Annotated in this window: 12 protein-coding genes; 6 read left to right on the forward strand and 6 right to left on the reverse strand. The window is 63.7% G+C overall.

Going from position 1 to position 14,257, the window contains the following annotated elements; genetic code table 11:
* Positions 1-67 precede the first annotated feature (67 nt).
* Together BM338_RS11630 and BM338_RS11635 are read left to right on the forward strand one after the other, a co-directional pair.
* Positions 68-1,246, forward strand: coding sequence for a phosphoglycerate kinase (locus BM338_RS11630; RefSeq protein ID WP_090451026.1), 1,179 nt, complete (start codon positions 68-70; stop codon positions 1,244-1,246).
* An 11-nt stretch (positions 1,247-1,257) separates the two neighbouring features.
* On the forward strand, positions 1,258-1,890 hold the full coding sequence (locus tag BM338_RS11635) for an HAD hydrolase-like protein (RefSeq protein WP_090451027.1): 633 nt from the start codon (positions 1,258-1,260) through the stop codon (positions 1,888-1,890).
* 96 nt (positions 1,891-1,986) lie between these two features.
* Here the strand turns inward: BM338_RS11635 and tkt are convergent, their stop codons facing one another.
* Positions 1,987-3,996, reverse strand: coding sequence for a transketolase (tkt, locus tag BM338_RS11640; protein WP_090451028.1), 2,010 nt, complete (start codon positions 3,994-3,996; stop codon positions 1,987-1,989).
* 238 nt (positions 3,997-4,234) lie between these two features.
* Between tkt and BM338_RS11645 the strand changes: the two genes are divergently transcribed.
* Entirely contained in the window at positions 4,235-4,966 is a 732-nt protein-coding gene (locus tag BM338_RS11645) for an outer membrane protein (RefSeq protein WP_090451029.1), read from the forward strand.
* 240 nt (positions 4,967-5,206) lie between these two features.
* The gene (locus BM338_RS11650; RefSeq protein WP_090451030.1) at positions 5,207-5,800 is read left to right on the forward strand and encodes a porin family protein; all 594 of its coding nucleotides are present in this window, start codon (positions 5,207-5,209) and stop codon (positions 5,798-5,800) included.
* A gap of 150 nt (positions 5,801-5,950) precedes the next feature.
* Here the strand turns inward: BM338_RS11650 and BM338_RS11655 are convergent, their stop codons facing one another.
* From BM338_RS11655 to pyk, 3 genes are all read right to left on the reverse strand, one after another.
* The gene (locus BM338_RS11655; RefSeq protein WP_090451031.1) at positions 5,951-6,955 is read right to left on the reverse strand and encodes a class I fructose-bisphosphate aldolase; all 1,005 of its coding nucleotides are present in this window, start codon (positions 6,953-6,955) and stop codon (positions 5,951-5,953) included.
* Between the two features lie 151 nt (positions 6,956-7,106).
* Complete coding sequence (locus BM338_RS11660) at positions 7,107-7,556, reverse strand: energy transducer TonB (RefSeq protein WP_090451032.1); 450 nt, start codon at positions 7,554-7,556, stop codon at positions 7,107-7,109.
* 119 nt (positions 7,557-7,675) lie between these two features.
* A complete protein-coding gene (pyk, locus tag BM338_RS11665; protein WP_090451268.1) occupies positions 7,676-9,151 on the reverse strand; it encodes a pyruvate kinase in 1,476 nt (491 codons plus the stop codon).
* A gap of 461 nt (positions 9,152-9,612) precedes the next feature.
* On the opposite strand from pyk, the gene BM338_RS11670 reads away from it, so the two are divergent.
* On the forward strand, positions 9,613-11,619 hold the full coding sequence (locus BM338_RS11670) for an alpha/beta hydrolase family protein (RefSeq protein ID WP_090451033.1): 2,007 nt from the start codon (positions 9,613-9,615) through the stop codon (positions 11,617-11,619).
* 39 nt (positions 11,620-11,658) lie between these two features.
* On the opposite strand, the gene BM338_RS11675 is transcribed toward BM338_RS11670, so the two are convergent.
* Together BM338_RS11675 and BM338_RS11680 are read right to left on the reverse strand one after the other, a co-directional pair.
* Complete coding sequence (locus BM338_RS11675) at positions 11,659-12,480, reverse strand: S1/P1 nuclease (protein ID WP_255367278.1); 822 nt, start codon at positions 12,478-12,480, stop codon at positions 11,659-11,661.
* 53 nt (positions 12,481-12,533) lie between these two features.
* On the reverse strand, positions 12,534-13,004 hold the full coding sequence (locus BM338_RS11680; protein WP_090451035.1) for an OsmC family protein: 471 nt from the start codon (positions 13,002-13,004) through the stop codon (positions 12,534-12,536).
* 172 nt (positions 13,005-13,176) lie between these two features.
* On the opposite strand from BM338_RS11680, the gene gap reads away from it, so the two are divergent.
* Positions 13,177-14,190: a type I glyceraldehyde-3-phosphate dehydrogenase gene (gene gap, locus BM338_RS11685; protein ID WP_090451036.1), complete on the forward strand. Its 1,014-nt coding sequence runs from the start codon at positions 13,177-13,179 to the stop codon at positions 14,188-14,190.
* Positions 14,191-14,257: the final 67 nt, after the last annotated feature.

Here is a 14,257-nt window from a genome sequence, read left to right on the forward strand (position 1 = left end):
GCGGGCGGGAAAATAGGCGGTTCGCGGCTTAAGGCCGCCCTTCCGAAATACCAACAGGAGTTCTGCCGTGTCCGTCATCCGCATGAGCGATCTTGATCTGCGCGGCAAGCGCGTGTTGATCCGCGAAGACCTGAACGTGCCGATCGAGAACGGCCGAATCACCTCCACCCAGCGCCTCGATGCCGCCCTGCCCACCATCAAGGCCGCTCGCGACGCCGGCGCCAGGGTCACGGTGCTGTCGCACCTGGGCCGCCCGAAGGAGGGCCAGTTCGATGCCGAGGCTTCGCTGGCGCCGGTAGCTCAGTGGCTCGGCGACAAGCTGGGCAAGCCGGTGCGGCTGATCGCCGACTACCTCGATGGCGTCGACGTCGCCGAGGGTGAGGTGGTGGTGCTGGAGAACTGCCGCATGAATATCGGCGAGGGCAAGGATGACGAGGCCCTGTCGAAGAAGTACGCCGCGCTGTGCGACATCTTCGTGATGGACGCCTTCGGCACTGCGCACCGCGCACAGGCGTCGACCCATGGCGTGATCAAGTTCGCCCCGATCGCCGCTGCCGGCCCGCTGCTCTCGGCCGAGCTCGACGCACTGGGCAAGGCGCTGGAGCATCCCGCGCATCCGTTGCTGGCGATCGTGGCCGGCTCCAAGGTGTCGACCAAGCTGACCCTGCTGGAAAACCTGATCGGCAAGGTGGATCAGCTGATTGTGGGCGGCGGCATCGCCAACACCTTTATCGCCGCGGCCGGCCACTCGGTCGGCAATTCGTTGTACGAGCCGGACCTGCTCGACGCCGCCAAGAAAGTGATCGCCGACGCCAAGCGCCGCGGCGCCGAGGTGCCGATGCCGATCGACGTCGTGGTGGCCCCGGAGTTCTCCGCGCACGCGCCTGCCACGGTGAAGCCGGTAGACCAGGTCAAGGACGGCGAGATGATTCTCGACATCGGCCCTGCGACCGCGACGCTTTACGCCGAGCTGATCGCCAAGGCCGGCACCGTCGTGTGGAACGGCCCGGTCGGCGTGTTCGAGTTCGATGCCTTCGGCAAGGGCACAGAAACCCTGGCCCGCGCCGTCGCCGCATCCAGCGCGTTCTCCATCGCCGGCGGTGGCGACACGCTGGCGGCCGTGGAGAAATACGGCATCGAGAAAGACGTCTCCTACATTTCCACCGGCGGCGGTGCCTTTCTTGAGTTCCTCGAGGGCAAGGAGCTGCCAGCTGTCACCGCGCTCAAAGCCCGCGCGGCGAAGTGAGTCGGGTGTCGATGCTCTGTCTGTTTGATCTCGACGGCACCCTGATCGACTCCGAGGAAGGCATCGTCGCCTGCGTGCGACATGCCTTTGCACAACTGGGCGTACCTGCACCGGCCGAACTGCGTCACTGGATCGGCCCGCCGCTGCGCCACAGCTTCGCTCCCCTGCTGGATCACGATCCCGTACGCGTCGAGGCGGCGGTGGAGCACTACCACCAGCGCTTCCACGCCATCGGCTGGCGCGAACACACGGTGTACCCGGGCATCGAGGCCATGATTAACCGACTTCACGAGGCCGGTCACGAGCTGGCGGTGGTGACCAGCAAGCCGCATCGGCATGCAGCACCCATTATCGACGAGCTTCCGTTCGGCTCGGCTTTCACCCGCTTGTACGGCCCCGACCCGAGCAGCCCGCACAGCGAGAAGGCATCGATGATTGCCGCCGCGCTGGCCGACTTCGGCACGGTCCCCGAGAGCGCCGTGATGATTGGCGACCGGCATTTCGATATCGATGGCGCGGTGGCCAACCGTGTGCGCGGTTTCGGTGTGTTATGGGGATTCGGCAGTCGCGAGGAACTGGAGCAGGCCGGTGCGCATGCGCTGGCGAGCGATCCCGAGCATTTGGGTGACTTGCTGTTGGCTTAGCGGGTTGGCGTAGCGCGGATTGCACACAGGGTGCGCTCCTACAACAAAAAACGCCGCGATTACTCGCGGCGTTTTTTTGTTTCGAAACTGCAGCAATTAGCGAATCGTGCGCTTTACGGCATCCACCACGTGGGCCACGGTGAAACCGAAGTGCTCGAACAGCTGCGGCGCCGGCGCGGAAGCACCGAAGGTGGTCATGCCGACCACTTCGCCGTCCAGGCCGACGTATTTGCTCCAGAAGTCAGCCGTGGCTGCTTCCACCGCCACACGTGCACGGCACCAGCCCGGCAGCACGCCTTCGCGATATTCCAGCGGCTGCGCATCGAACACCTCGGTGCACGGCATCGACACCACGCGCACTGGCACATTCTGCTGCGCCAGCGTGCGGGCCGCCTCCATCGCGAGCTCCACTTCGGAGCCAGTGGCGATCAGGATGGCCTTGAACTTGGTGTCCTGCGGATCGGACAGCACGTAAGCGCCGCGCGCGATGTCGGCAACCTGCTGCTCAGTGCGGTGCTGATGCCTGAGGTTCTGGCGCGAGAACACCAGACAGGCCGGCGCACCCTTGCGCTCGATAGCAAGCTTCCACGACATCGCCGATTCCACCGCGTCACATGGACGCCACACCTGGTTGTTCGGGATGTAACGCAGGCTGGCGAGGTGCTCCACCGGCTGATGGGTCGGGCCGTCTTCGCCCAGGCCAATCGAGTCGTGGGTGTAAACGTGGATCACATGCGCCGGAATCAGCGCGCTCATGCGCACTGCGTTGCGGGCGTAATCGGAAAACACCAGGAAGGTGGCGTCGTACGGAATGAAGCCGCCATGCAGCGCCACGCCATTGGCGATCGCACTCATGCCGAACTCGCGCACGCCGTAGTAGACGTAGTTGCCCTTGCCATCGGCGCTGTTGCCGTTGGCGGCGTCTAGGCTGCCCTTCCACTTGGTGAGGTTGGAGCCAGCAAGGTCGGCCGAACCACCGATCAGTTCCGGCAGCAGCGGGCCAAACGCATCAAGCGTCATCTGCGAGGCCTTGCGGGTGGCGACATCCGGGCCTTCCGCCTGCAGCTTCGCCACATAGGCCTGCGACTTGGCGGCCCAATCGGCGGGCAGCTCACCGGCGAGACGGCGCTTGAACTCAGCCGCCAGCTCCGGATTCGCGGCCGCGTAAGCGGCGAAAACGGCATTCCAATCCTGCTCGCGCTTGACGCCAGCGGCCTTGTGATCCCAGCCCGCATAGATCTCGGCCGGAATCTCGAACGGCGCGTAACGCCAGTCCAGCTCGTCGCGGGCAGCGGCGATCTCGTCCTTGCCCAGCGGCGCGCCGTGGCTCTCCTCCTTGCCCTGCTTGTGAGGCGCACCAAAGCCGATGATGGTCTTGGCGCAGATCAGCGTGGGCTTGGCGGACTGCGCAGTCGCTTGCGCAATGGCCTTTTTGATGGCCTCGGCATCGTGGCCGTCCACGCCACGAATCACGTTCCAGCCATAGGCTTCGAAACGTTCCGGGGTGTTGTCGGTGAACCAGCCATGCACCTCGCCGTCGATCGAAATGCCGTTGTCGTCGTAAATCGCGACCAGCTTGCCGAGGCCCCAGGTGCCGGCCAGCGAAGCGACTTCATGCGAGATGCCTTCCATCAGGCAGCCGTCGCCCAGGAACACATACGTGTTGTGGTCGACGATCGTGTGGCCCGGACGGTTGAAGTGGGCGGCAAGTACCTTCTCGGCCAGCGCGAAACCGACCGCATTGGCGAGACCCTGGCCCAGCGGACCAGTGGTGGTTTCCACGCCAGGGGTTTCGCTGGCTTCCGGATGACCGGCGGTCTTGGAGTGCAGCTGGCGGAAGCGCTTCAGCTGGTCCATCGGCAGGTCGTAGCCGGTCAGATGCAGCAAAGCGTACTGCAGCATCGAACCGTGGCCATTCGACAGCACAAAACGGTCGCGGTTGAACCACTTCGGGTTCGCCGGGTTGTGGCGGAGAAAATCGTTCCACAGCACTTCGGCGATATCGGCCATGCCCATGGGCATGCCGGGATGGCCGGACTTGGCCGCCTCAACGGCGTCCATGGCAAGGGCGCGGACGGCGTTGGCAAGGACGCGGCGGGTGGTCATCAGGGGGTTCTCCGGGGCGGGCGGCGGCGAAAAACGGGCATTGTCGCCGATCTACCACGCGCTGTCGCCCGAAGAAACGAACTTAACTCGGCCTTAATACTTCACCCCCGAGTACTGAAACCCTTCAGGCCTGCATCGTTCTAATTCCCGTATGGCTGGGATGGCCATACCGACCGCGATGCCTCTCTCCCCTTCCCTTGGCACGCGGTTCGCCCCCAAATCAAAGAGGAGTATTCCCGTGAAGAAGTCTCTACTTGCCCTAGCTTTGTCCGCCACCGCCTTGGTGGCATTGCCCGCTTTCGCCCAGGACGGCTCGGCCGCTCCGGCCAGCGGCAACTATCTGCCCAGCCAGCCGGTGGGCAGCGGTAACTGGTTTGTCGATCTCAACGTCGGCCGCACCAACGGTAACGGCAACAGCGGTTTTGGCAGCAACGGCGGCAGCTTCAACTTTCTGCACGGCGAAAAAGGCCGTCGCACCGGTTACGGCCTGACTGGCGGTTACCGCTGGAAGGTCGGCCAGGATCTGGGTCTGGGTGTGGAAATGGGTTACACCGACCTGGGCAACTTCCGCGTCAAGAACGCCTTCAATTCGCAGGATGTGAACCAGCGCACCACCACCAATGCCCTGCGCGGCTGGCTGGTCGGCGTGAATGGCCGCATCAATCTGATGCCGCAGTGGTACCTCGGCGCGCGTGGCGGTTACTTCCACGGCAATGACAACCACAACAACTACAACAACAGCCTGGGCCAGAATCTGGGCCTGAGCAGCGGCGGCAACTCAGGCCGCGGCGGCTGGTATGCCGGCATCGGCACCGGCTGGGACATCAACGAGCACTTCGGCGTCGGTGTGCATTACGACTACTTCAAGGTCAGCACCGGCAAGATCAAGGACAACGCCACCGGCGTTGAAACCAGCGATCTGAAGCGCTCCACCGGCATCGTGTCGCTGAGCGGCGAGTACCGTTTCTGATCCTTCAGCGGTAGCTAGCCATGCCATGGAAACGGGCGCCCAGGCGCCCGTTTTCTTTTGGAATCATAAACCTGCCATAAAACTTAATACCAACTTAATTCTGTACTAATCAGTATTGAATCTTCTTGTGTGGCCCCTATCTAACGTTTTGTGCAGCCCATAGCCCCATTGGCGCACGCGGCGTCGAGCCCTTTCCCCAACGGCCGGCGACCGACCCAAGTCAAAAACAGGAGACTCTCCATGAAGAAGACACTACTCGCCCTCGCTTTCGCTACTGCCGGCCTGATGGCTGTCCCTGCCGCCTTCGCGCAGAACGCCCCCAGCGACAACGGCGGCTTTTTCATCAATGGCAACGTCGGTCGCACCTCGATCAACAAGGGTCCGTACGACGACCATGACACCGGCTACGCCCTCAACGGCGGCTATCGCTGGTCGCTGGCGCCGAACTTCGCGCTGGGTGCCGAGGTGGGCTACAACGATCTGGGCAACATCCATCCGAAGAACCTCTTCAACAGCAACCCGGTGGTCGATCGCGGCAAGAGCCAGCTGCACGGCTGGACCGCCGGCGCCAACGCTCGCTTCAACATCGACCAGAACTGGTACATCAGCGGTCGCGGCGGCGTGTACAGCTGGAAGGGTCACGGCTTGAGCAATGACGTCAACCCGGTCCGCAAGAGCCTGGACGACACCAGCTGGTACGCCGGCGCGGGCTTCGGCTACAACTTCAGCAACAACGTCAGCGTCGGTCTGAACTACGACTACTTTGACGCCAAGAAGGACAAGGTGGATCTGAGCACCGACATGGTGTCGGTCAGCGCGGAATACCGCTTCTGAGTAAGGCAAGTCGCTCGCGCTTGTGAACCCGCAAGCAGTCGAGTGTAGGAGCGAGAGGGCGCCGCAAGGCGCCCTCTTTTTGATTCGGTCAAAAGAAAAAGGCGCCGTTATGGCGCCTTTTTCTTGCAACGATCGAGTGAAGCGGCCGGATCAGCCGTTCCACTGACCCAGCGCAGCCAGGCCATTGTCCTTGGCGCGCGCGGCAACGGTCTTCTGGGCGTCCGAGTAGTTCGCCTTCATATCCTTGGCCCACAGCTTCAGCGCGGCCTGCTGCATGGCGCGGCCGTAGGAGAACGACAGCGGCCACGGATGCGGGCCCATGCGGTTCATGGCGTTGAGGTGGGCTGTGGACTGCTCGTCGGTCTGGCCACCGGAGAGGAACACGATGCCCGGCAGGGTCGCCGGCACGGTGGTCTTCAGCACGCGCACGGTGGCGTCGGCGACTTCCTCGACCTCGGCCTGCTCTTCAGCATCCTTGCCCGGAATGACCATGCTGACCTTCAGGATGGTGCCTTCCAGCATCACGTTCTGCTCGTACAGCGCATTGAACAGGCTACGCAGCACAGCCTCGTGCACTTCGTAGCTGACTTCGATGCTGTGGTCACCGTCCATGATCACTTCCGGCTCGACCATCGGCACCAGGCCGGCTTCCTGGCACAGCGCGGCGTAACGGGCCAGCGCGTGGCAATTGGCCTCGATGGCGGTGGAGCTCGGGTTGTCTTCGCTGATGTTGATCACTGCGCGCCACTTGGCGAACTGTGCGCCGAGCTTGGCGTATTCCTGCAGGCGCTCACGCAGGCCGTCCAGGCCCTCGGTGACCACGTCGCCCGGGAAGCCGGCGAGCGGCTGCGGACCCTTGTCGACCTTGATGCCCGGGATGATGCCGAGCTTCTTCATCAGCTGGGTGAAGGGCACGCCGTCCTTGGTGGACTGGCGGATGGTTTCGTCATAGAGGATGGCACCGGAGATGTGATCGTTGAGGCCCGGCGTGGTGAGCAGCAGCTCACGGTAGGCGCGGCGGTTCTCTTCGGTGTTTTCGATGCCGACGGCCTCGAAACGCTTCTTGATGGTGTTGGTCGACTCGTCGATGGCAATGATGCCCTTGCCAGGTGCGACCATCGCCAGGGCGATGCTTTCGAGATCTTCGATGCTCATGACGACTCCGTAAAACTGAGGGGGCGGCGGCTGCCGCGCGCTATGTGGAAGCCTCCCCGTTGCCGGGTCTGGCAGGTTCAAAGAGCGCGATTATAGCCGGGACGGCGGCGGGGTTGTCCCGCCGCCCGGTCCGGCCCCCTCGGGAGACGATTCAGCCCTGGCTATAGCCCGGCAGCTGGCAGGCGGCGATCAGCTTGGCTTTTTCCGCCGCATCCGCCGGCATATTGAAGGGCACCACGTAGTAGGTCGCGACCGGTTCCTTGTTCTTGTTGGTCAGCGACTGGCCGTACTGGAAACGGCTGACGATGCCCTGGGCAACCGGACCGAGGTCGCTTTGGGGAGCCACTTTGCGCACCGCGACATCCTGGGTCTTCCCGTCGCTGCCGATCATGTAGCTGACCGCCACACACCCCGGCTTGTCCAGGTTGTTGCCGCTATTGGGAATGTCCGCGTCGACCTTGGTGTTGAGCAGGATCCAATAGGATGACAGGTGTTCCGGCCCCACCATGCGCGCCTGCGACTGCGCCAGTACGGGCATGGCTACCGCCGTGACCAGCGCCAGGCAAAGACCTTGAATCACGGGACGAAGAAACAGGTTCATGGGCAAACTCCTTTGCGGGCAGGTGGGGACGCGATGGCAGTTTATCCCTGAGACGCACCAGCGGCGCATCGCGGCATGCCGGCATAACGAGGCTCGTCAGCCGGCGTTGCGGTCACCGATCACAGGTCCTGCAAGCTCTCCACCACGCCGTCCGCGCCCACCGAGAGCAGCTTCAACGTGTTGGTGCCGCCGCCACGGCCGATGTGGTCGCCATGGGTCATTACCACCCGGTCACCTTCGCTCAACTTACCTTGGCTAAACAGCAGACGGACCGCCTCGCGAGCCGATGCCGCCGGGGTCAGGTCTTTGGCGTGGGTGAACTCCACCGGCAGCACATCGCGCAACATCAACATGCGGCGGCGCGCATCGGAGAACGGCGACAGCGCATAAATCGGCACTGCACTCCGATAGCGCGACAACCACTGCGCCGTGGCGCCGGATTCAGTCAACGCGATAATGGCCCGCACACCGAGCTGGCTCGCCAGCAACATCGCAGCAAGGGCGATAGCCTGGTCTGTACGGTCCAGCCGATGACCGGCCGTCGCCAGATCTTCCTTCGGCTCGAACTGCCGCTCGGCGCCCAGGCAGATGCGGCGCAACGCCGCCACCGCTTTGTCCGGATGCGCACCGGCCGCCGACTCCTCCGACAACATCACCGCATCCGTGCCGTCGATCACCGCATTGGCGACATCGAGCACTTCCGCACGGGTCGGGATCGGCGAACGCACCATCGACTGCAGCATCTGCGTCGCGGTGATCACCGCGCGGTTGCGCTGCACCGACTCGCGGATGATTTTTTTCTGCAGGCCCGGCAGCTCGGCATCGCCGATCTCCACGCCCAGATCGCCGCGCGCCACCATCACCACGTCGGAGGCATCGATGATCTCCCCCAGCACCGGAATCGCGTCGGCGCGCTCGATCTTGGCGACCAGCGCCGCATTACCGCCGGCTTCATGCAGCAGGCGGCGCGCCTGATCCATATCGGCCGCGGAGCGCACGAACGACACCGCCAGAAAGTCGGCCCCAATCTCTGCCGCCAGCTTGATATCCGCCTTGTCCTTGTCCGACAGCGCCGAGACCGAGAGACCGCCGCCCTGGCGATTGAGACCCTTGCGATCCGATAGCTTGCCGGCAACCAGCACACGGCAACGCACTTCCGCTCCCACCACGCTTTCCACGGTGAGCGCGACCAGACCATCGTCCAGCAGCAGCACATCACCTGCGGCCACATCCTTCGGCAGGTCGTGATAGCTCACACCGACACGGGTGGCGTCACCCAAGGGTGCGTTCGGGCTGCAATCGAGCACAAAACTGTCGCCGACGCGAAGCTCCACCGGTCCGTTGGCGAATTTCTCCACACGGATCTTTGGCCCCTGCAGATCAGCGAGCACGCCGACTTCGCAACCGGCTTTTTCGGCGGCGATGCGCACGGCGGCGGCACGGGCGCGATGGTCGTCCGGCTGTCCATGCGACAGGTTGAGGCGAACCACATTCACGCCTTCGGCGATGATTTTCTCGAGCATGCCCGGCACATCGGTGGCGGGGCCGAGGGTGGCAACAATCTTGGTGCGGCGCAGCGGATTTTCAGTAGTCATCATTCGAGGCTAGCAGAACTATCCGGTTGCGCCAGAGGGGTTTCCGCATGCTTTTTTTCGTCCCCGTGCGGCCCGCCTCCGACCCATGTCGATACGTCTACCACTTCAGCAAACTGGTATTACCAGTCGACAATGGCATTAGCACCGGACGGGAAGACTGGTATGGCGTATGGACATCGAAATGGCCAAATGCGAACGCCGTTCCCATGCCCTCAAAAGACCCTCGACAAAGATGTCGACAGGAGCCGTGCATAGACTCTCAAAGCCATCGCGAAGGGCCGCAAATAACCCAACAAAAGAATTTTGCATTGCACCAAATTCCGCCGCGAAACGCCCACTCCCCAGATCGCCCACCACGCATCATGCGAAGAATCAGCACCACAGCGACGGATTGAGCTGCCCCGCCAACCCCATGGATACTGCCCGGCAAACGGAACGCCCCGTCCAAGGAAGGAAACCGCATGACGCTCGCCGCACGACTACCGGCCACCCTGCTTCTCATGCTCGCCGGCACCAGCGCCTATGCACAGGCCGCGCCGAACGCCGCCAGGACATCTTCACCACCACCCATCGCCGACTTCATCCGGCCAGCTGACTTCTCCGACGTCACCCTATCGCCCGACGGCAAGTACCTCGCGGCGATCGTGCCGATGAGCGACAAGCCGCACGAGAACCTGCTCGCCGTGCTGGACGGCAAGACCGCAAAGATCGTGCGCGTGCTGCACTCCGGCCGCGAAGCCTTGATCGACAGCTATCAATGGGTCGGCGACAACCGTCTGGTTGCTTCCATGGCCGTGAAGCACGACGGCCTGGATACGCCCTGGTTGACCGGGGAATTGTTCGCCATCGATCCGGACGGCACACACCAGGTCAATCTGTTCGGCTATCGCGCCGGCACCGACAACACCGGCACCCATATCGCCACACGGGAAAGCCGCTACGCCTTTGCCGAGCCGATCGGCAGCGAACCCGTCGGCGAGAACCAGATCCTGATCGCCGTCAACGACTACACCCGCGCAGCCGAAGGCAACTTCACCGAGATCGAGCGCCTCAATGTACGCACCGGGCGCACCGCGCGCGTGGGCGTCTCGCCCGCGCGCAACGCCAGCCTTGTCGCCGATCACGCGGGCCAGGTGCGTGCCGCCTACGCCAACAACAATGCAACCGGCGAAACGCTGTGGCTGCGCGCCAACAATGACGCTGCGTGGGAGCTGGCCAACGAGCCCGTCAAATCCGGCGTGGACATCCATCCGGTGGGCTTCAATCGCGACAACAGCAAACTCTATGTGTACGTATCGCAGGGCGACCGTCCCGATGCGATCGAGCTGATGGATGTAGCCACCCGCCAGCGCACACCGTTGTTCCAGGGGCAATTCGCCGATCCGGGCAAGCTGCTGCCCACCGCCGACGGCAAGGACTACTACGCCGTCATCAGCCAGGATGGCAAACGCGCACTGCACTACTTCGACGAAAGCAGCCAGGAAGCACGCCTCAGTAAGGCCCTCGCCGTCAACTTCCCCGACCAGCTGGCGTATTTCTCCAGCTTCACCCAAGACGGCAAGCACGCCATCGTCCACGTCACCAGCGACCGCAATCCCGGCGACTTCTATCTGTTCGACCTGGATAGCCGCGAGGCGCACTACCTAGTGAGTGCCGAGCGCTGGATCGACCCGCAACACATGCGGCCCATGCTGCCGATCGAACTCAAAGCCCGCGACGGCCTCGTCCTGCACGGTTTCCTGACCCAGCCTGCGGGCAGCCAGTCGCATCCGCTGATCGTGCTACCGCATGGCGGTCCGCACGGCATCGCCGACGCTTGGGGTTATGACCGCGAAGCGCAGCTGTTCGCCAGCCGCGGCTACTCGGTGCTGCAGATCAACTATCGCGGCTCCGGCGGTTACGGCCTGTACTTCCAGCAGAGTGGCTACAAGCAATGGGGCCTGAGCATGCAGGACGACCTGACTGACGCCACCGACTGGGCCATCAAGCAGGGCTACGCCGATCCGAAGCGCATCTGCATCTACGGCGCCAGCTACGGCGGCTATGCCGCACTCGAGGGTGCCGTACGCGAGCCAGACCTCTACCAATGCGCCATCGGCTATGCCGGCGTCTACGACCTGCGCGTGCAGCTGGACAAAAGCGACACACAACGCACCGACCGAGGCACGGCGTATCTGAAAGTCGCGCTAGGCGAGGATCGTGACGACCTGCTGCGGCGCTCGCCACTGAGCGGCACGGAGCGGATCAAGGCCGACCTGCTCCTGCTGCACGGCAAGGATGACCAGCGCGTGCCGTTCAAGAATTTCCAGGAATTCACTGCCGCACTGGACCGTCAGGGCAAACGCTACGACAAGCTGGTCGAGCCACTGGAAGGCCACGGCTTCTTCCTGCCCGAGCACCGGCAGGAGGCGTATCAGAAGATGCTCGACTTCCTGCAGCGGAACATCGGCAACGCTGCGGCCCGTTGAGCCATGCAACGGCGCCGCTTTCGCGACGCCCTTCACAACTTATTTGCCAGTCAACGCCAGGTTGAGCACTTCGGCCAGGCGCCGCCCGGCTTCGCGCAGCCGCAGTTCGGCCACGGGCAATTCCTCGTCCACATAAGCCTGTTCAATCTTGTGCCCGTCCGGATAGATGTCGCGGGTCGCGGCACAGGAATCCTCGGCCCATTGCGCATAGTTGTTGTCCAGCGGTGCGATCGGCGGCGGCAGCGGCGCGGGGCCGCGCGCGTCCAGCTCCTTCGCATAGGGCTGCCATTCCAGCCCCTTGGTGCCGAGTAGGCCCGAGTCCCACACGCTATGCAGGTTGGTGCCCTTGCCGTTGAACTGCACCTGATAGGCGTTGCCACCCTTGTCGTCGCGATAACCGGCATGCAGCGGCTGGTGCACATCGCCCACAAAATGCACCACGAACTTCAACGCCTGCAGGCGCGCTTCATCCGGCTGGCTGCGGTCTTCCAGCACCTGCACGTAATGGTCGAGGCCCGCGACGATGCACATGCCATCGCGGCAATCACGCGGCGGCGTGTAATCGCAGGCCTCGCTGCGGAAATTGATGTAGTGCAGCCCGCGCGTCTGATCCCATAGCGCCTGCTGCGCCGGATCGTTACGCACATCGTCGGCCCAGCTGGCGATGTCGGCCAGCGACTTGGTGTGCTCCGGCGCCAGCAGCCGCTCGACCTCGGCCTCGGCCGAAGGACTCAGATGCCGCTGCGCCAGCTCGCCAATGATGGCGTGACCCTGTCGCCCCCAGGCGTGGACGGAAGGGGCGATGACCAAAGTGACCAGCAGGCTGGCAAGCACGCGTCGCGTCGGGAACATGGGCGTCATGGGTCCTGGAAAAACGGCCGTGGAGTGTGCCACAGCCATACGACAGTTCACGCTCAGCCAGTTGCCGCCTTGTGCAGCAAGGTCCCAGTGCCGTCGCGCACACTCACATCCACCGGCACACCCTGCCGCACGCTTTCGGTGACGATGCAGAAATCCTCAAACTGGGCCAGCGCGCGATCTAGATGGGACAGGTCGGTCTCCACATTCGACAAGCTCAGCTCCACCGCGATGCGCACGACCCGCCAGCGCCCTTTCTCATTGCGCTCCAGGGTGGCCCGCGCATGCGCGCTCAGGCTGCCGGGCTGGTTCTTGTATTTGCGCAAGGCAAACAACAGGCTGGCCGACAAGCAGTTGGCCACCGCAGCAGCCAGCATGCGCGAAGGGTTGGGGCCAGCCTCGCGGCCCAGCGGCGGGGTCTCGTCGGTGAGCAGGTCGGGGATGGCGGTGTCGTCGAAACGGACCCGGAACTCATAGTCCGTCACCTGTTCCAGCGTGATATCGATGACCTGCTGCTCGTCGCTCATGACCTGGCTCCACGGGTAGGGTGCTGCTGTATGTATCCGGCGAGCCTACCCCACCTGTCGGCGCCATGAACCGTGCCGGATGAGATGGGCCCCGTGTTCCGGCTAAAATGCCCGCTTTGGCGGCCGGGTCCCGGCTGCTGCTGCCCGTCATCACACCGGAGGACGCTGTCTCATGGCCATCAAGGTCGCCATCAATGGTTACGGTCGCATCGGCCGCAATGTTCTGCGCGCGCTGTACGAATCCGGCCGCACCAACGAGTTCCAGATCGTTGCGGTCAACGACCTCGGCGACGCCGAGACCAACGCCCACCTCACCCAGTACGACACCGCCCACGGCAAATTCCCGGGTACCGTGTCGGTGGACGGCGGCGATCTGATCGTCAACGGCGACCGCATCAAGGTCTGCGCCGAGCGCGACCCGTCGAAGCTGCCGTGGAAAGATCTGGGTGTGGACGTGGTGCTGGAATGCACCGGCTTCTTCACCTCCAAGGCCAAGGCCAGCGCACACATCGCCGCCGGCGCCAAGAAGGTGGTGATCTCCGCCCCCGGTGACAAAGATGTGGACGGCACCTTCGTCTACGGCGTGAACCACGACAAGCTCACCGCCGCGCATCAAGTGATCTCCAACGCCTCCTGCACCACCAACGGCCTCGCGCCGCTGGCCAAGGTGCTGCACGAGAAGATCGGCATCGTGCACGGCCTGATGACCACCATCCACGCCTACACCAACGACCAGGTGCTGACGGACGTCTATCATCCCGACCTGCGCCGCGCCCGTTCGGCCACCATGAGCCAGATCCCAACCAAGACCGGTGCCGCCGCCGCGGTGGGCCTGGTGCTGCCGGAACTCAATGGCAGGCTGGACGGTTTCTCCATGCGCGTGCCGACTATCAATGTATCGGTGGTTGATCTCTCCTTCGTCGCCGCCCGTGCGACCACCAAGGAAGAAATCGACGCCGCCATCAACGAAGCCGCCAACGGCGCGCTGAAGGGCATCCTCGCGGTGAACACCAAGCCGCTGGTGTCGATCGACTTCAACCACAACCCGGCCTCCTCCACCTACGACGCCACCCAGACCCGCGTCATGGGCGGCACGCTGGTGAAGGTGCTGAGCTGGTACGACAACGAGTGGGGTTTCTCCAACCGCATGCTCGACATCACCAAGGCGCTGATGGCGGCGAAGTAAGCCCTCCATCACGCACAACAAAAAAGGCCGGGCGTTTGCCCGGCCTTTTTTGTTTCCTGAAAGAGCG

The organism is Dyella sp. OK004 (genome assembly GCF_900114495.1).
Taxonomy (GTDB): domain Bacteria; phylum Pseudomonadota; class Gammaproteobacteria; order Xanthomonadales; family Rhodanobacteraceae; genus Dyella_D.

Bases quoted from the DNA above. Each gene is read 5' to 3' on its own strand.
- BM338_RS11635 (WP_090451027.1), top strand. From the start codon at position 1,258: ATGCTCTGTCTGTTTGATCTCGACGGCACCCTGATCGACTCCGAGGAA.
- tkt (WP_090451028.1), bottom strand. From the start codon at position 3,996: ATGACCACCCGCCGCGTCCTTGCCAACGCCGTCCGCGCCCTTGCCATG.
- BM338_RS11650 (WP_090451030.1), top strand. From the start codon at position 5,207: ATGAAGAAGACACTACTCGCCCTCGCTTTCGCTACTGCCGGCCTGATG.
- BM338_RS11655 (WP_090451031.1), bottom strand. From the start codon at position 6,955: ATGAGCATCGAAGATCTCGAAAGCATCGCCCTGGCGATGGTCGCACCT.
- BM338_RS11660 (WP_090451032.1), bottom strand. From the start codon at position 7,556: ATGAACCTGTTTCTTCGTCCCGTGATTCAAGGTCTTTGCCTGGCGCTG.
- pyk (WP_090451268.1), bottom strand. From the start codon at position 9,151: ATGACTACTGAAAATCCGCTGCGCCGCACCAAGATTGTTGCCACCCTC.
- BM338_RS11670 (WP_090451033.1), top strand. From the start codon at position 9,613: ATGACGCTCGCCGCACGACTACCGGCCACCCTGCTTCTCATGCTCGCC.
- BM338_RS11675 (WP_255367278.1), bottom strand. From the start codon at position 12,480: ATGACGCCCATGTTCCCGACGCGACGCGTGCTTGCCAGCCTGCTGGTC.
- BM338_RS11680 (WP_090451035.1), bottom strand. From the start codon at position 13,004: ATGAGCGACGAGCAGCAGGTCATCGATATCACGCTGGAACAGGTGACG.
- gap (WP_090451036.1), top strand. From the start codon at position 13,177: ATGGCCATCAAGGTCGCCATCAATGGTTACGGTCGCATCGGCCGCAAT.